Here is a 17,173-nt window from a genome sequence, read left to right on the forward strand (position 1 = left end):
AGCAATGATTATTTTCCATGAGGGTTTGCCAGGCTCTGGCAAAAGTTACGAAGCCATTGTTAAGCACATTATTCCCAACCTCGAAAGAGGTCGTAAAGTGTATGCTCGACTCAATGGCTTTAACTACGACAAAGTATCCGAGCTGACAGGTAAGACGGTCGATGAGCTTAAAGAACTCTATACCGAAATTACTGAAGAGCAAGTTACTGAGGTCTATAAACACGTGGAAAATGATTCATTGCTGGTTATCGATGAGCTACAAAATTTTTTCCCCTCTGGGCGTCAAAAACTCAGTGATGAAATGACCAAGTTTATTGCCGAACACCGTCATAAGGGGATGGACATTGTGTGTATGGGTCAAGCACTGGCTGACTGCCATACAACATGGAAACGACGAGTTGAGCGCAAAATCACGTTTCTAAAATTATCTATGGTCGGACTCGATAAAAAGTACAAATGGGAAATGTACCAAGGCATTATGTCGGGTGAAAAAAGTGATGTTGTTTTCAAGAAAATCAAATCAGGCACAGATACTTACGACCCTAAATACTTTGGCTCATACCTCAGTCACCAACAGGACACCAATAACAAAGACGTCTACCAAGACGATAGGGTAAACCTGTTTAAATCAAAGAGTTTTAAGCTTTACTTGCCATTTTTTATCGCCATCTTTGCTTACGCCATTTACTATCTATCGAGTTTGTTTAGTGGTGAAACACAAATCGTTGATGACAAATCTAAACAGGCCAGTGAGCAAACGACGCCAAGAACCGACACAACGTCGACCGAGACAAACACCAATCAGGCAACACCCAAACCTAAACGGGTCAATATATCGAGTGATCCAAAACAACGAATGCGTGAACTCATACAAACAAACCGCGCATATGTTACGTACTCTGAAATTTACAAGGGGCAAATTGTTGAGTTAACACTGGTCGTCGAAACCGAATCCAAACAGCTCATCGATAGGTTCAATCGCAATGAACTATTGATGCTCGGGTATCGATTGCGAAACACAGAAATCGGTATCGAGGCGTACATTGGGGAAACGTTAGCGGCCATTTTTAGGTATAAACCGATGGGCGATATCTTCAATCAAATCCCTGATGATGCTGCATCGAAGTTGTACTCAGAGTAACGGCTAACGGAAGCGCCCAAAAAAGCGCAATTCAGCTTGTCTGAATTTCGCTTTTGGCGCTTCCCAACCGCACACCACAAACCAATTCACGCTACATCAACAAGGGCAACATACATAGCCCGTCACTGGTGACACATGAAAACACGTAATCAGCGGTATGAACAAAAGCAAAAGGATAGGGGACTTAACAAGGTTACGCTTTGGGTTCCCTGTCAATCAGAGGTCGAAATCAGACAAATGGTCGAGTTCCTAACCGAGAATCCCGACCACATTCCATACATGGCAAGGAGCTTGAAAACTGGCAAGATGCGTAAGATTACCTAAACCACCACACGAAACAAAACCTATTCATGGAAGTCAAAGCTAAGGGGATTATTAAGGGGCGTGCCCCTTGATGGTTAACGCAAGCACACTCCGTTTTTACCTGTTCACAAAACTTGCCATGCGCGCAGAAAAAATATTTTTGAACTGTGGCAATGTACCGCCCTGATGAACAAATTGCGGACTTTCAAAAAACAAATGTGGTCACGATGTGGACACTTTGCTTCAGGCGTAAAAAAACCAGTTAAAGAAAATCTCTCTAACTGGTTGATTTATAACGCTAAAATTTGGTGGAGCTGGGGGGGTTTGAACCCCCGTCCGGAAAGCGTCGACCTTCGGTCCTACATGTTTAGTATCGTCTTTTGGTTAACCTTTAAATCTCGGACGAACACGATAAGTAAAGGCGAGGCCGCTTAGTTTTAGCCCTTCAACCCCGGCCAGGGTTTCCGTAGCGATCTTGTGTAGGGTGACACTCCAGAACCAGATCCACAAGAATATCATGGAGGAGTGCTAGCGGGCTATTATGCCGCTAGAGCGTAGTTATCGTCGTTTGCGATTACTTTAAATACGGCTTTTTTACGAGGCCAGCCGCACCTCGACATGCACCTTAGGCTTCTTGAATCCCGTCGAATCCTAATCAGCCCCTGAATAAATTCAGTACTGTTAGTGTTTATACATCTAACAACTAACTATGTCTCGCATTATACATAGGATTAATGCCATTACAATGGCTTAGCATGTGATTTACGCTGGGAGATGTGTATTTGCTTAATATCTCACCGATAAATACACATAGAGACAAATATAGGGTGATGTAAATGAGTTTATTGTTTGGATTTGTATGATCGTTAACCCTGAATCCGCTGCACTCACATCAAGTTGATTCACACAGTGCGTGATAAGATTAAGCTTTTGCTAGCCCTTGAGCTGTCGATAGCAAACGTTTACGTGTGGGTAGTTATTAGAGTCGGTAAAACAGAGATGTATGTATTTTGTCGTGGTTGTCCCCAAAAAATTCATTTTCTTTTCGCATGGATTGAAATTACCCTATCTGTGGCCAAACGCAAACGCTGGTGAGACTTAGTTATGAATTTGCCGCCATTTGGCGTGAAATCCCAAAGTTTGTCTAAAGTTCTGCACTGTAAAGTCGATAAATCTAAGGAAAATAATAAGTTGTACTTTTAATGCACGGAATGATTTACATTCATTTATAATTTGTAGCAGTTCAGGTAATGTTAAGCTTAACAATTTGGCGAAGTTATGCTCAAATGAGTTCGCTGCATTAAAAATAACAACATAACAATAAGATCGTGCATACTTTTCAGGGTTGATGAATGTCATTATTTCGTTTTGATGAGGATGAGGGCTATGTCTACTTGCTCTCTCATCCAGTGGAATCCGGATTTCCGGCGAGCTCGTCTCAATTGATAGAGATGATTGAGGAGTCGCCATATGCGGATTTTGAAATCATTCATGCCAATATAGGTCAATTATTTGCTGCTAGTGAGACGCCCGAGCAGGACTCGCTGATTGTGGCTCGCGCTATCGATGCGTCTATTTCTGTGCGTATTGAAGAAGGCAACATGCTTGCTGAAGCGAGAGTAACCACAGCCCGAGGCGGTAAGTTGGTTTGTATGAACAAAGCCAAACAAGCATTAAAGCAAGCTGGTATTAAAAAAGGTGTCAGTGGCAAAGCCCTCGATAATCTTCTCGGTCAGCAGTTAGAACTCCCTCCTGGACACACTTACAATGGTATTGTTGCGCATGGTCAACGAGCCAAAGATGGCAATGACGCACGGTTTGTGCGCCTGTGTATGACAGCGCAGGACAGAGTGCTCAGCCCGCAAGAATCGAGCGGCGGTAAAGTCGATATGCGCAACTTAGGTGCTATCATCACCGTAAAGCCGGGCAGCCCATTAATGAAAAAAGTCCCGCCAACTGAAGGCGAGCCGGGCTATACCGTGTTTGGTGACGTGATTGACCCTAAACCAGGCAAAGACGCGCCACTTGAGGTGTCAGAAGGCACCAAGCTCGATCCCAACGATAAGAACCTGCTTATTGCCGATTCAAAAGGCGTGCCTGTAGCCGTTCCTCGTGGCATGCGTGTTGACGATGTGCTGTGTTATGAAAACATTGATGTGACGACTGGGCATGTTGAGTTTGATGGCAGCGTGATTGTGAGCGGTGATATTAAAGATGGAATGCGTGTTAAGGCTTCGGGCGATATTACTGTTATTGGCTTTGTGGAATCGGCCATTCTTGAAAGTGGTAGCGCGGTCACGATAATGCTTGGCACCATTGGCCGTAAGCGCACCGAAGGCGAACCTTTTTCGTGTTCGATTAAAGCAAAGCGCAGTGTTTCGTTAGGCTATGCGCAGTACTGCCGAATTGAAAGCGAACAAGATATTCTCATTGAACGTCAAGCCTTGCATTGTGACTTGGCTTCCAAGCGTTTAATCAAAATCGGTAAAGGTGAAACCCCCAGAGGCAAGCTGATTGGCGGAAATGTATTGGATGCCATGCGTATTGAAACGGGTGAACTTGGAGCACCATCAGGCACAAGAACGCGTATTTCATTAGCCCAAGATTGGGATAGTTTGCACGATAAGCACCGCGAATTAGTGGAGCTGGAAAAGGTGCTGGCGTCCAAAGTCATCGATATTAAACAAGCCATGAATAAAGCACAGGCGTCGCCGCAATCGCAAAAACGAGATGCATATCTTGCCAAGTTGCAGCACAGCGAAATGCAAATCAACAAACACTACGGCCGTAATCAGCGTAACATCGGGTTAATACAGCAAAAAATACATCGATTAGCACGCTTGAGTCGAGTCACTGTTAATGAGCTCATGCACCCCGGAACTGAAGTGAAAATAGCGAGAGACACTAAACTGTTTTCACGAATTTACCCGCCTAATTTCGTTAAATTGCATGAAGGTAAGATCATGCAGCAGTTTACGACTGCCAAAACCGCAGAAATAGCTTAAAAACGAGCACTTATAAAAATGCCAGCTGGATTTGCTGGCATTTTTATTATTCGGTGTCGGTTGTTGAATCAGGTTCTGACTCGGCTTCAGGCTCTGGTAATGGCCAGCCACCTAATGCTTGCCACTTGTTGACTATGTAGCAAAAGAGCTCTGCGGTGCGCTCTGTGTCGTAAAGTGCACTGTGTGCTTGACTGTTATCGAACTCGATACCTGCTGCACGACATGCCTTTGCAAGCACCGTTTGCCCTAGAGCAAGCCCGGCAAGTGAAGTGGTGTCAAAGCTGACAAATGGGTGAAAAGGTGTGCGTTTTATCTTGTTACGCTCAATCGCTGCATTTAAAAAACCGTGATCAAAAGCGGCATTATGGGCAACGACAACGGAGCGTTGACAGCCCGCGGCTTTTTGGGCTTTACGCACGGCTTTGCAAATTTCTTTCAGCACTTCATCTTCCGCAACTGCGCCTCTGAGTGGTGAAAATGGATCAATGCCATTAAAGTCAATCGCAGCTTGCTCAATATTTGCGCCTTCAAAAGGCGCAACATGAAAGTGTACTGTCTGATCTAAGCTTAATACCCCGTCATCGTCCATTTTTAACATACTGACGGCAATTTCTAGTAGGGCGTCAGTATCTTTATTAAAGCCAGCGGTTTCCACGTCGATAACTACAGGAAAGAAGCCGCGAAAGCGTTTTGAAAATAGCGTTTGCTCGGTATCAGACATAATCTTCTTGGTTTGTGAAATTTAGCGGCCTATTATACTGATACCTCGACAAGAAGCGAGCAGCTTGAGAGCGCTTAGTATGGTACATTTATTGCTTAACTCTAAATAGCGCGAATTGGTAGAGATAAGCTCTAGTTTTTGGCGTGTTGAGCGCATGTAGATTAATGGTTGATGTTGTGAGGTGTGGGGTGATAAAGTTATATAAATCATTAGGTTGGGTTGGTATATCGTTATGCGCCATTACCTTTAATAGCGAGGCTGCAATGCGGCAATACGCTGCCGAAGCTGATTCATCACATTGGAATGTTGACCAAAACAATCGCTTGAGTTGTGCGCTTAATCATGAAGTTCCGTATTACGGTGAAGCTATATTTTCAAGTAATGCCAGTAAAAATAAAGACTTAACCTTTAACCTTGATATGATGGTACGTCCTGAAAGTTACGATTTTGCAGGACTTGAATCGGTGCCACCGCTTTGGCGAGCCGGCAAACCGGCAAGAAGCATCGGGCAAATGAAATTACTGAAAAAATTTGACGGTGAACTTGAAAATGACGTCGCGTGGCAGTTGCTGACTGAGCTTGAAAAGGGCTACTTTCCCACTTTTTATTACAAAGATTGGCACAACGACGTAGATAAAATCTCAGTTTCTTTGTCGTCAGTGAACTTTAAACAAGCATATTGGGCGTTCTTACAATGTCGCGATAACTTGTTGCCATACAGCTTTGAAGACATCGCTTTTACGGTGATGAATTACAAGAAAAATTCCAGCGAACTGACAAAGTCGTCACGCAAACGCTTGGATATGATCGGCGAATATCTTAAAAATGACTCGAAAATTGAGCAAATTTATATTTCGGCCTATAGCGATAGTTATGGCGGCCGTGATACCAACCTGAGGTTGTCAAAGAAACGTGCCGAGGCGATTAAATCATATATGGCGAGCTTAGGGGTTGAAGAGAATAAGATTATGACTGACGGCTTTGGCGAAAAACGCCATATTGATACCAACGACAATGCTATTGGTCGCGGTAAGAACCGTCGAGTCGTGATCCAAATTTCAAGACCTTGATGTTGGGGTTTTGGTTTTGTAGTGGGTTGTTGGTTAGTTGGGTTGTCGGCTTAAAAGCCGACCTACAAGCCGAGACACGGTGCTGATATCGGTTTTATTCTAATACCGTACTACATGACGCTTTTAATGCATTGGCATGGCTTAGCTGATTGTGATAGGTGATGGTAATGGGCTGTGTGGTGTTTATCTCATAAGCCAGTGCTAAATCTAATTCTACGCTTTTACTTTGCCCAGCATTTAGGGTCATAAATTCATTGGCTGTCGGCGCGAGTCGTTTCGCCATGGGTCCTTGATAATTAAGCGACTTACCATTTTGTGTTACCTCTAAAAATTGGCTCCACCAGCCTTCAAAAGGGGTATGCCAAATTAGAAACTTTTCATCATTATGGCCTGCGTTGGTAAAAGTGAAATTAATGGGGTAGGTCATACCTGAGTCGGAACCCTTACTCACACTGCATTGAATGTTACTTTGTGCATTCATCGTTGCCTCTGATTTTGTAGTTGGGGCGGTGTCGTTGCAAGCTTGGAGCAGCATAGCAGCGGTGATCATCATTAGGGGTTTCAACATACTGTTTTTGAGCCTGTTGCCACGCTCATTCCTTTTTTATTTTCAACGTAAATACTTTGCACTATGCTGAGTATTACAGTCGAATAACGAATCGCATACTCCCATGACCAAAAATAATAACAAAGAGTTCAATTCTTTTGCATCGTTTTACCCTTATTATCTCGCGGAGCACAAAAACAAAACCTGTCGTCGCTTGCATTTTATTGGCTCAACCTTAGTGCTGTTGGTTTTGCTCTTTGCGCTGGTTTTTGCATATTGGTCTTTACTATGGTTGTTGCCAATCGCGGGTTATGGTTTTGCTTGGGTGGGGCATTTCTTTTTTGAAAAAAATAAGCCTGCGACATTTCAATATCCACTGTATAGCTTGATGGGTGACTGGGTCATGTACAAGGACATTATCCGTGGTAAAGTACCTTGGTAAAGGAGACTCAGTAGATAATAAAAATGAATGTAAAACAAAGTGTTATTGCTATGAGCTGTGCCGTTTTACTGGCTGGTTGCCAAAGTGTGTCAGCCACTGGCACACGCACGTTAGCAACTTTTAGTGTAGATAATACTCAGTGCTACGACCGCAAGGCGCAATCTAGTTATTTTGCCGTTGATTCTCATCACCATTTTCAGCCATTTCGGGGAGATGCGGTCCCATTTGATAAGCTCGTTACTTGGGCAGAGCGTGCGGGAGTGGTGTTTGTCAACGTTTATGGCATTGGTCAAACCTACGAGCGAAAGCCTGATTGCTTTGGTGAGCGTGGGTGCTACAGTCAGTTGATTTCACCCAGCATTCAAAATGACTTTAAAAATGCGAGCAATTATCTTAAATATGGCGCAGATAACGTGCATATTACCTTGTCTATGACCTTTGCTGACTTACACAAACCAGAGACTATTTTGCCAAAAATGGCACTACTTGAAGACGAGTTTGGTGAATTATTTCGTTGGATGGGAGAAGTGAATTTAGTCAAAGCGGCGCATTTTGGTAATGGGCATCAAGCGGTAGAAAAAGAGACTATCGCCAAGTGGCAGCCATTTATGGCTGTGCTAAAAGAAAAGCGTATTCCGCTTGCTCTGCACGCTGACTTAGGCGATAACAACACGCCACTTAAATACTTACCTTTGCTTGAGGAAGTGCTAAAGCGCTACCCAGAAAACGATATTATTTGGATGCACATGGGAGTATCAAAAGAGCTAAGCCAAATTGATCCGGAGCTACACATAAACACCATGGAGCGGTTATTCTCCCAATATAAAAACCTAAAGGCCGATCTGTCATGGCGAATTTTGTACGACTATTATTTTAGCGACCCGAAAATTCAGGGGCAGTATGTTGAATTTATTAATGCCCATGCTGAGCGCTTTTTGCCGGGCAGTGATTTCGTCGCCAGTAAAAATAAACGCTTTTTCGATTATTTAGAAGAAGTCGATATCAATAGCCGAATTCTCGCCTCTCTTGACGACAATGCTTTTCGCCGGATCGCCTTAGGTCAAAACTATTTTTCGCTGTTAGATTTACCTTATCGCGCGCCAGAGATTTGTATTACAGCGTCTCCTTGAGCATGGATAGCACATCGTTTACGTCTAGCTTCATCACTTTGTCGGTGTTTGCGAGCAATTGATCCGCGAGGTCTTTTTTATGGTGATGGAGCTCGACAATTTGTTCTTCAATCGTGCCTTTGGCAATTAAGCGATAAATAGTAACGGGGCGTGTTTGTCCCATTCTATGTGCGCGGTCTGACGCTTGCTCTTCAACCGCAGGATTCCACCAAGGATCCATGTGAATAACATAATCTGCAGCGGTAAGGTTCAAACCAGAGCCTCCGGCTTTGAGGCTTATTAAAAATACCTCGCCTTCACCTTTTTGAAAGGCATTCACGGCCTGCTGACGTGCTTTGCTTGGGGTGCTGCCATCTAAATATTGAAACCTGATCCCGCGTTTTTCCAAGCGAGCTTTGATAAGTTGCAAATGGCCTACAAACTGACTGAATATAAGTGCCTTGTGATTGTTCTCTTGCAGCTCGGTTAGAAGCTCATCCAATGCCGCTAATTTCGAGCTGGTTATCTGACTTTCTGCCATTAACAGTTTTGGATGACAACAGGCTTGGCGCAAGCGGGTTAGCGCTGCCAGCATTTTAAAGCGTTGTTCATTGGCACTGTCTTGCTGTGTTGACTGTGAAATTTCGTCAATGGCATTTTGGCGCAGCGCTTCGTAAAAGGTTTGTTCTTCTTGGCTCAATTGAATTGGTACATTGATCTCAGTGCGTGGTGGCAATTCAGTTAATACCTGATGCTTCATACGGCGCAGAATAAAAGGCTGGATCAGGTGTTTGAGGCCTTTACGGGCACGGTGTGCTGCGAGCTTATCTTCATTGGCGTTTTCAATGGGAGCGGAAAACTTTTCGCTAAAGCGTTTGAGGTTACCGAGCAACCCTGGGTTTACAAAACGAAAGAGTGACCAAAGCTCGGTGAGGTTATTTTCTATTGGGGTCCCTGTGGTGATCAGCTTAAATTTGCCTCTGAGCGCGCACGCGGCTTGAGTACGTTTTGCTAAAGGATTTTTTAGCGCTTGGGCTTCATCGGCGACAATGGTTTCAAAAGCGATAGGCTTTAAGATATCAACTTCGCGCTGTAGTAGACCATAACTTAATATCACACAATCCAGTGGTTGTAAGTTGCTCAGCATCTCAGCTCTAGCATCAGAATGTGGATAGTCAGAAAAGAGTTTCACCGACAAGGTTGGAGCGAATTTTTGGATTTCCTGTTGCCAGTTGAAGCAGACCGATGTTGGCGCGATGACAAGTGTCGGGCCGACATTGGCACGGGCCAATATCATCGCCAGCGCTTGGATGGTTTTACCCAATCCCATATCATCGGCAAGGCACGCACCTGCACCCCAATGGGCAAGTCGCATTGCCCAGTCAAAGCCCGCCTGCTGGTAGTCGCGCAGCTCAGCTTGTAATGTTGAAGGAAGCGTTGGAGTTAATGCAACGGCTTGCTGCATTTTTTCGTTTTGCTCTTCCCAAGCCGGCAAGGTTTTCATCCGCATTCCTGTGGTGGCTTCAGCAATTAAAGGCGCGGCTAACGGGTGAAACTTTCCGCCCTCGGTCGCGTTATTGAGCTGGTCAAGTTGCGCTTTTAAGTCACTTGAAAGGGCGAGTACTTGCTCACCGTCCAGCGCAATAAAGCGGCCATTGCTGGTGGCAACCATTTTTAGAAGCTGTTTAAGTTCGATAACTTGGTCATTATTTACTTGTAGCTCGCCGGTCATGTCGAACCATTCATTTTTCTTGCTCATGGCAAGTTGCAAATGTTGGCTTTCGAGCTTGCTACTGAGCTTAACCTTTTTGCCTTTAGGCCATCTGAGCTTGAGTGCCATAGGGCAAGGCTCTTGATTAATCACCAGCTCAAGTTCTTGCAGCACCTCTAGCGCTTCATCCATTTCGGCTAAACTTAAGCGATTATCCGTCATCTCCAAAAATAGCGGACAGTGCGTATCTAACTCATCCAATCTTTGCTGCTCAAGTAACAAGTTTCGGGTGGTGGATAAGCGCTTACCATCAATTTCGGCGCTGACAGTGGCAATACCGTGTCCCGGATGAAAAATCGGCCCTTTTTCGCCAAAGGGCATGACCACGCAGTGAAAATCGAGGCCTTGATGATAAGGTTGAATGTTAATAACAAGCGCCGATTGCGCCTCGATACTATCCAGCCCAGTATCTATATCAGCTAAATCAGACTGTACATTAAGATAAGGTGCGATGGCTTTAATACTCGATAGCACCTTTTGTTTTGCACTGGTAGGCACGGTTAGTCCAGACTCGCCAATAATCTCAGCGACCTGAATATGTGATTGGTTAAACACAATAAACTCGTAGTGATGCTCAGCTTGCTGAATAAATGAGTAGGTTTGCGGTTGACCAAAATAGCTGGGTAAATTTGGAATAGAGAGTAGCAGATCGTCGCCATGTTGACGGATGTGTAACTCGGGAGATTTCTCGGCAATGGTAATGGCTTGTTTTAAGTCTTCTTCATGGTATAGGTTGGTGGCGCCGACTGCGGCTTTTAACGCGGGAATTCCCGCAAGGGCGTAGTCCGCACGAGCATTGTAGCCATAACCTGACTGTGGTGCGATGGCGTCGATCAGCTTTTTATCAGACTGGCTGATATAACTAAATTGCTCAGGCTGCTGTTTCAGCTGTTTGCAGGAAATTGGCTTACCTTTTCCCCAGCCTGTTTTACCCCGCTTTTGCTCGCGTGCTAAAAACTCAATATCAAAGCGACCTTGCCTAATTTGCCAAATCAGGCGAAATTGTTCGTCAACTTCTTGGCTGGTATTTGCATTCGGGTTGAGCGCAATAAGTTTGTCCAATGCCAGATCCCACGCCGTCTTTTTAGCAACGAGATGGCTAATATTCAGCTCGGGATTAAATGCAAGCGGATATTGCTCACCGTGCATTGCCAGCATCAACTGCTTTGCAAGCCCAGCAAAAAGAGGTAAAGAGAGGCGCTCAAAAATTGCGATGCAGTCGTCGAGACTGGCAAGCGCTTTGGCATCTAAGCTTTGATTACACCAGAAGTGTGCAAAGCAGTCGAGCAAGCGACCTAAGGAATAGTCAAAAACATGAGATTTCTTCAGACTTGAATAATTTAAATGGGCGCTGCTGTAGGTACTGTTTTGCGACAAGCTCTCTGCGCAGTATAACAGCACGTTATTGGCAAAGAAGTTATTATAAGGCGCTTTGCTGTCTTGGCTTTCAAACTCAAGCTGTTGAGAAAGGGTGTCAAATAATGCGGCATCATGGCTATTGGCTTGCTGCAATAACGCCAACTTATGAAACAAACCCAGTGTTCTACCTAGGTACTGCTTTTTACGTTTGGTGATTTTGTCTTTGGCTTTTAGTGCTTGTTCAAAACAAACGATAATATCGTCGTGTTGTTGTAAAAAAGCAATGCTTGCCATAATTTGTGCACTATAAGCGGTTTGGATATTGGCTACCAACGCCTGAGCCTTATCCAATTGCAGGGTATAGATTTGATATTCTGCTAATAAGCAGGTCAGTAGTGGGCTCTGTGTCTTGGCTTGAACCTGTGTGAGTACTTCAAGTGCATAGCTAATGCTGTGACCACCTTGTAGTAAGGTATAGAGCAAAGTTGCAAAAGCTTGATATTGCAAGTCATCAGCAAGCGCCGAAAATCCTTCAACTGAAAAAGGATAAAAATACAGTGGTAATAGCACTTGATTGGTCTTATGACACACCGCCTGTGGGTCTTTCGCCAGTTCTAAATGATTGCGGGCTTTTGGTAGTTGGTTGATAAATAAAAAGTCTCGAATGAGTCGCTGTTCATCGGCAAATTGGCGTTCCCATTCATAAGCATTCAATACAGGGATAAACTCTTCAGCAGCGTTAAGGATTGCTAAAAACTGGCCGTCAGCCATGACTCGATGGCTTAAACTGGTCGCGAGTTTTAGATTTATTTGCACTCCATCTTCGTTAAAAGTCACTAACCCGTCTGAGCGCCACTTCATAATTTGGCTATGACTTACACCTTGTTCAAAGTCATTTTCGGGGATGATATCTTTTGTCACGAGTGCTTGAACTAGGCGTTTGAGTTTGATTGCTGAAACGGGTTTATAGACGACCGCCAGCACACTCAACAGCGTTTGCTCGTGCATAGGTAGGTTATGCACTTGATTGATTAGCGCTGTGATTTCTTTGTTAATTGCTGGTGGAAAGTCAAAATTCATCGTTTGGTTATAGTATTCAATTTAAGACACTGAAAACTACCATAATTTAGTCTGAACTGCCATGAAGATAAACAAAGTCAAAGTTCATTTTTCGGTTATGGTGGTTCATTCAATACACTGAAAACTAGTACTATATTTAGTCTGAACTGCCATGAGGATAAGCAACAAGAAAGAAAGGGAGGTGAGGGAGGCGATGCCTCCCTTTTGGTTAGCCTAGCATGTTATACAGTAATGCAGAAACCGCCAGCAAGCCGACGAATAGTACAAAGTAAGTGCCAATGTGGCTTTTGTATTTTTGTAGTGCCGGTACTTTAAACACGGCAATGGTTGGCATGATAAACAAGATCATCGCAATAATCGGGCCTGAGATAGCCCCCATCATATCCAAAATACTTGGGTTTAATACGGCGCACACCCAAATAGCAACAAACATAAATACCACGCCTAGCTTGTCAGCAAGCTTGTAGCTCATACTCGTTTGCTTGGTTGCAAGGCCGTTAAAGCTTTCGCGTGCACCAAGGAAGTGGCCTAGGAAAGACGAAGTAATCGCGATAAATGCCACAAGAGGGCCAAGCATTTCAATAAATGGATTGTTATACACGTTAGCTAAATAGGATAAAACAGAGACGTTCGCCGATTTTGCTTCTTCCATTTGCTCTGGTGTTAGAGAGAATACGCAGGAGAACACGAATAGCAAAACAAACACGATCAACATAATGGAGGTCGTACGAAGAATGGCTTCTGATTTTTGAACTGCCTCACTTTTGTAGTGACGACGCTGCACGTTAGCAAAGCTAGATATAGCGGCTGCATGGCTAAATGAAAATACTACGATAGGAACGGATAGCCAAAGCAACTCGGTTAAGCTCGCAACGTCAGGCGTGCTTATCACTGGCATTTGCCAGTTAGGCACTAAATAGAGTGACAAAAACAGTAATACCCCAACCAGCGGGTAAACCAAAATAGCAAAAGCACGCAGTAGCAGCTTTTCGCCGCCTAGCATAATGGCAATCATCCCGGCAACGAGCAAACCGGAGAGTAAAATACGAGATGGCGATTCAAAGCCAAGTTGATTGACAATAAAGCTGTCGACGGTATTGGTTAGGCCAACACCATAGATAAGCAAAATAGGAAAAATAGAGAAAAAGTAAAGTAAGGAAATTAAACGGCCAGCACCTGCGCCAAAGTGCTCTTCTACTACATCCGTAAAATCGGCATTTTTTTGCTTTGATGAAAGGACGAACCGGGCCAATCCTCGGTGTGCTAAATAGGTCATAGGGAAGGCAAGCACTGTCATGATAACGAGTGGCCAAAAACCACCAATACCTATGTTAATTGGCAAGAATAAGATACCTGCGCCGACCGCAGTGCCAAATAAACTTAATACCCAATGTGTGTCGTGTTGGGTCCAGCGCCCGTCGCTGATGGTATTCATCTCCATCATCGCTTCAGAGGAATTACTCATATACTTGTTGTCCTGGATTTAGAATTATAATCGGGCGCATCATATAAAAAATGACGAAGTGTTGCATGTATAAACCGTCTACTCCGAGGAGTTATGCGGTGAAATACGTTTGTTTGACTAAAACTTGCTCAAGGTGTGGTGGGTTCTTAACCGGTTATTGTAAATCTAAGTCTGCAAATGTTCTTAATTGTTACCACTGGCAATGAATTGCTAGCCGACTTATAAATAAATTTTTATTCTAGTTTGCAAAGAGAATTAAAATAACCAAGTGGAAAAGTATGTTCAAGCTAAACTCTCTATTGCTCGCTTCAACTTTGTTGGGAAGCTTCGCTGCTAATGCAACGATTGTCGAATTTCAAACTTCTCATGGTAGCTTTCAGGTCAATTTATTTGATGAAAGTACGCCTAAAACCGTGGAAAACTTTTTGAAATACGTAGATAACGGGCGTTATTCTGATACGGTAATTCACCGCGTTATTCCAGATTTTGTTGTGCAAGGTGGTGGCTTCAAATATGAAGGAGATGTGCCTCTTGATGCCATCGCTACTTACGATGCTGTAAAAAATGAACCTAAATGGTCTAACGTAAAAGGCACTATTGCAATGGCAAAGGTAGCAAATAGACCTGATAGTGCGACAAGCCAATGGTTCTTTAACTTGGTAGACAACAGTAAAAATTTGGACGTTGACAATGGTGGCTTCACGGTCTTTGGTCAGGTGACTGACAGTGGCATGGATATAATAGAAGCGATAGCAAAAATTCCTCGTTGTGGTAATGTGCCATTAGTTAACTTCACTGATGAACAGTGTAAAGATAGCAATAGTGAGCCGGGGGCAGCTAACTTTGTAACCATAAACGCAATTACTGTGCTGGATGATGATCCCAAATCAGCTCAAGGCTTAAGCCCAAAAGCAAATACCTTGATTGATCAAGTGCCTGATAAACCCTCGACAGACTCAGATTCATCTGGTGGTTCAATGTTTTCCGGCCTTATGTTGCTGGCTGGTATTTTCGGATTTAGACGTAGATTTCATAGGTAACCAAGTTACTTTGGTTGCAGATGCTAACGATAGCATCACAGTCCCTAGTTAACCTGATCTCAGGTTAATAACTTGGAAGCGCACTTCGGTGCGCTTATTTCTTTATTATTAAGTTATTCGTCTTCGCCAAACAGTGCAATCGCTTTTGTCGTCAAACTATACTGGTCACGGCCATCCACTTGGATAAGCCCTTCATTGAGGTGAGTAGTCACAACGTCTTCGAGTAGTTGTTGATCTACGTATGGGAGTGAAAAAGTGTGGTGATTGATATCGCACGATTCTGGAAAGCTTGCTTTCAGCTTAGACAGCAACATTATCGAATACATATTCTGTAAACGTTCCATAGCCGACCCTTTTATTATTCCAATTTTTGCGAGAACAATCCTAACAGCAAAATTGTGTGTTTGTCTATTTTTTGTGCTGGTTTGTGAGGGGGCAAAGATCCGCTGTGCTTGAGAAAATAAAAAGGGCCAATTTGGCCCTTCACAGTCTAATCTCATACGGCTTCAGCCGCTTTCTTCGCGAGGTATTCGTCGTACGTACCATGGAAGTCGGTGATCTTACCGTCTTTAATTTCCCAAATACGCGTTGCGAGTGATGAGACAAATTGGCGGTCGTGCGATACGAAGAATAACGTACCTTCGTATTGTTCAAGTGCCAAGTTGAGAGACTCGATTGATTCCATATCCATGTGGTTCGTTGGTTCGTCCATTAGTAGGATATTTGGCTTATGCATCATGATTTTACCAAATAGCATACGGCCTTGTTCACCACCTGAGATCACCTTAACTGACTTTTTGATGTCGTTTTGAGAGAACAGCATACGGCCAAGGAAGCCGCGTACGACTTGCTCGTCATCGCCTGGCTGTTGCCACTGTTCCATCCATTGGAAAAGATCCAGATCTTTTTCAAATTCGTCAGCATGGTCTTGCGCATAGTAACCAATATTGGCGTTTTCTGACCATTTATACTCACCTGCTTGCGGCGCTTTACGGCCTGCTAAGGTGTTGAGTAGTGTCGTTTTACCGGCACCATTTTCACCGATGATGGCAACTTTCTCGCCGACTTCAACAAGGCCATTTAGGTCAGAGAATAGGGTGTCGTCATAACCTTGTGATAGTGAGATAAGCTCAAGTGCGTTACGGAATAGCGGCTTTTCCTGCTCAAAGCGAATAAATGGATTTTGACGACTTGATGCTTTAACTTCTTCCAGTTGGATCTTGTCAATTTGCTTAGCACGAGATGTCGCTTGCTTCGCTTTTGAGGCGTTTGCAGAGAAGCGCGAAACGAACTGCTGTAGCTCAGCGATTTGCGCCTTTTTCTTAGCATTGTCTGACAACAGGCGCTCGCGAGCTTGCGTCGCAGCAAACATGTATTCATCATAATTACCTGAGTAAATACGCAGATCGCCATAGTCGATATCCGCCATGTGTGTACACACTGAGTTTAAGAAGTGGCGGTCGTGCGAGATGATGATCATAGTACAATCACGCTGATTCAATACGTCTTCCAACCACTTGATAGTATAGATATCCAAGTTGTTGGTTGGTTCGTCTAAGAGCATGATATCTGGCTCTGCAAATAATACCTGTGCAAGTAGTACACGCAATTTCCAGCCAGGAGCAACTTCTGACATCAAGCCATAATGTTGCTCGGTTGGAATACCCACACCGAGGAGTAATTCACCCGCTTTTGCTTCTGCGGAATAGCCATCCATTTCAGCAAATTGCGTTTCAAGGTCGGCAACACGCATGCCGTCTTCTTCGCTCATTTCTGGTAATGAGTAAATGCGATCGCGCTCTTGCTTGATTTCCCACAGCTCTTTATGACCCATGATCACTGTGTCTACAACCGTATATTGCTCGTAGGCAAATTGATCCTGATTTAGCTTAGCGATGCGCTCGTTTGGATCGTAGTTTACGTTACCTGCACTTGGCTCTAGCTCTTTGCTTAGGATTTTCATAAAGGTCGATTTACCGCAGCCGTTAGCGCCTATTAGGCCATAGCGGTTGCCGTCACCAAACTTAACGGAAATATTCTCAAACAGTGGTTTTGCACCAAACTGCATAGTGATGTTGTTACACGAAAGCATAAATTTGACTCATTACTGACAATTGCGG

General features: G+C 44.0%; 12 protein-coding genes and 1 other RNA gene. 6 read left to right on the top strand and 7 right to left on the bottom strand.

Annotated elements, in window-relative coordinates:
• Nucleotides 1-4: 4 nt before the first annotated feature.
• A complete protein-coding gene (locus MHN32_RS07620; RefSeq protein ID WP_239421434.1) occupies nt 5-1,141 on the top strand; it encodes a zonular occludens toxin domain-containing protein in 1,137 nt (378 codons plus the stop codon).
• Between the two features lie 609 nt (nt 1,142-1,750).
• Here the strand turns inward: MHN32_RS07620 and ssrA are convergent.
• Nucleotides 1,751-2,107, bottom strand: a transfer-messenger RNA (tmRNA) gene (ssrA, locus tag MHN32_RS07625).
• 689 nt (nt 2,108-2,796) lie between these two features.
• Here ssrA and MHN32_RS07630 point away from each other — a divergent pair.
• On the top strand, nt 2,797-4,449 hold the full coding sequence (locus MHN32_RS07630; RefSeq protein WP_206471620.1) for a FapA family protein: 1,653 nt from the start codon (nt 2,797-2,799) through the stop codon (nt 4,447-4,449).
• A gap of 46 nt (nt 4,450-4,495) precedes the next feature.
• On the opposite strand, the gene rnt is transcribed toward MHN32_RS07630, so the two are convergent.
• Nucleotides 4,496-5,170: a ribonuclease T gene (rnt, locus tag MHN32_RS07635; RefSeq protein ID WP_010606467.1), complete on the bottom strand. Its 675-nt coding sequence runs from the start codon at nt 5,168-5,170 to the stop codon at nt 4,496-4,498.
• Between the two features lie 164 nt (nt 5,171-5,334).
• Between rnt and MHN32_RS07640 the strand changes: the two genes are divergently transcribed.
• Nucleotides 5,335-6,240: an OmpA family protein gene (locus MHN32_RS07640; protein ID WP_239421435.1), complete on the top strand. Its 906-nt coding sequence runs from the start codon at nt 5,335-5,337 to the stop codon at nt 6,238-6,240.
• A gap of 94 nt (nt 6,241-6,334) precedes the next feature.
• Here the strand turns inward: MHN32_RS07640 and MHN32_RS07645 are convergent, their stop codons facing one another.
• On the bottom strand, nt 6,335-6,808 hold the full coding sequence (locus tag MHN32_RS07645) for a DUF5067 domain-containing protein (protein WP_239421436.1): 474 nt from the start codon (nt 6,806-6,808) through the stop codon (nt 6,335-6,337).
• Nucleotides 6,809-6,911: 103 nt separating this feature from the next.
• On the opposite strand from MHN32_RS07645, the gene MHN32_RS07650 reads away from it, so the two are divergent.
• Nucleotides 6,912-7,229 (top strand): DUF962 domain-containing protein, encoded by a 318-nt coding sequence (locus tag MHN32_RS07650; RefSeq protein WP_095727714.1) that lies wholly within the window; start codon nt 6,912-6,914, stop codon nt 7,227-7,229.
• Nucleotides 7,230-7,252: 23 nt separating this feature from the next.
• Nucleotides 7,253-8,359, top strand: a complete 1,107-nt coding sequence (locus MHN32_RS07655; RefSeq protein ID WP_239421437.1) for an amidohydrolase family protein — start codon at nt 7,253-7,255, stop codon at nt 8,357-8,359.
• On the opposite strand, the gene MHN32_RS07660 is transcribed toward MHN32_RS07655, so the two are convergent.
• Together MHN32_RS07660 and MHN32_RS07665 are read right to left on the bottom strand one after the other, a co-directional pair.
• Nucleotides 8,343-12,548, bottom strand: coding sequence for a DEAD/DEAH box helicase (locus MHN32_RS07660; protein ID WP_239421438.1), 4,206 nt, complete (start codon nt 12,546-12,548; stop codon nt 8,343-8,345). The two genes, MHN32_RS07655 and MHN32_RS07660, sit on opposite strands and share 17 nt — an antisense overlap.
• A 208-nt stretch (nt 12,549-12,756) precedes the next feature.
• Nucleotides 12,757-14,013, bottom strand: a complete 1,257-nt coding sequence (locus MHN32_RS07665) for an aromatic amino acid transport family protein (protein ID WP_010606473.1) — start codon at nt 14,011-14,013, stop codon at nt 12,757-12,759.
• Nucleotides 14,014-14,291: 278 nt separating this feature from the next.
• Here MHN32_RS07665 and MHN32_RS07670 point away from each other — a divergent pair, with 278 nt between their 5' ends.
• Entirely contained in the window at nt 14,292-15,053 is a 762-nt protein-coding gene (locus MHN32_RS07670) for a peptidylprolyl isomerase (protein ID WP_010606474.1), read from the top strand.
• A 113-nt stretch (nt 15,054-15,166) separates the two neighbouring features.
• Here MHN32_RS07670 and MHN32_RS07675 read toward each other — a convergent pair whose 3' ends face one another.
• Nucleotides 15,167-15,397: a hypothetical protein gene (locus MHN32_RS07675; protein WP_045965390.1), complete on the bottom strand. Its 231-nt coding sequence runs from the start codon at nt 15,395-15,397 to the stop codon at nt 15,167-15,169.
• Nucleotides 15,398-15,549: 152 nt separating this feature from the next.
• Entirely contained in the window at nt 15,550-17,145 is a 1,596-nt protein-coding gene (locus MHN32_RS07680) for an ABC-F family ATPase (RefSeq protein WP_010375453.1), read from the bottom strand.
• Nucleotides 17,146-17,173 lie beyond the last annotated feature (28 nt).

The sequence above is a fragment of the Pseudoalteromonas sp. Of11M-6 genome (assembly GCF_022347905.1).
In the GTDB taxonomy this organism is placed as follows: Bacteria; Pseudomonadota; Gammaproteobacteria; order Enterobacterales; family Alteromonadaceae; genus Pseudoalteromonas.

Coding starts and splice junctions, on each gene's coding strand:
- MHN32_RS07640 (WP_239421435.1), top strand. CDS start 5,335: ATGGTTGATGTTGTGAGGTGTGGGGTGATAAAGTTATATAAATCATTA.
- MHN32_RS07670 (WP_010606474.1), top strand. CDS start 14,292: ATGTTCAAGCTAAACTCTCTATTGCTCGCTTCAACTTTGTTGGGAAGC.
- rnt (WP_010606467.1), bottom strand. CDS start 5,170: ATGTCTGATACCGAGCAAACGCTATTTTCAAAACGCTTTCGCGGCTTC.
- MHN32_RS07675 (WP_045965390.1), bottom strand. CDS start 15,397: ATGGAACGTTTACAGAATATGTATTCGATAATGTTGCTGTCTAAGCTG.
- MHN32_RS07655 (WP_239421437.1), top strand. CDS start 7,253: ATGAATGTAAAACAAAGTGTTATTGCTATGAGCTGTGCCGTTTTACTG.
- MHN32_RS07645 (WP_239421436.1), bottom strand. CDS start 6,808: ATGTTGAAACCCCTAATGATGATCACCGCTGCTATGCTGCTCCAAGCT.
- MHN32_RS07620 (WP_239421434.1), top strand. CDS start 5: ATGATTATTTTCCATGAGGGTTTGCCAGGCTCTGGCAAAAGTTACGAA.
- MHN32_RS07650 (WP_095727714.1), top strand. CDS start 6,912: ATGACCAAAAATAATAACAAAGAGTTCAATTCTTTTGCATCGTTTTAC.
- MHN32_RS07680 (WP_010375453.1), bottom strand. CDS start 17,145: ATGCTTTCGTGTAACAACATCACTATGCAGTTTGGTGCAAAACCACTG.
- MHN32_RS07660 (WP_239421438.1), bottom strand. CDS start 12,548: ATGAATTTTGACTTTCCACCAGCAATTAACAAAGAAATCACAGCGCTA.
- MHN32_RS07630 (WP_206471620.1), top strand. CDS start 2,797: ATGTCATTATTTCGTTTTGATGAGGATGAGGGCTATGTCTACTTGCTC.
- MHN32_RS07665 (WP_010606473.1), bottom strand. CDS start 14,013: ATGAGTAATTCCTCTGAAGCGATGATGGAGATGAATACCATCAGCGAC.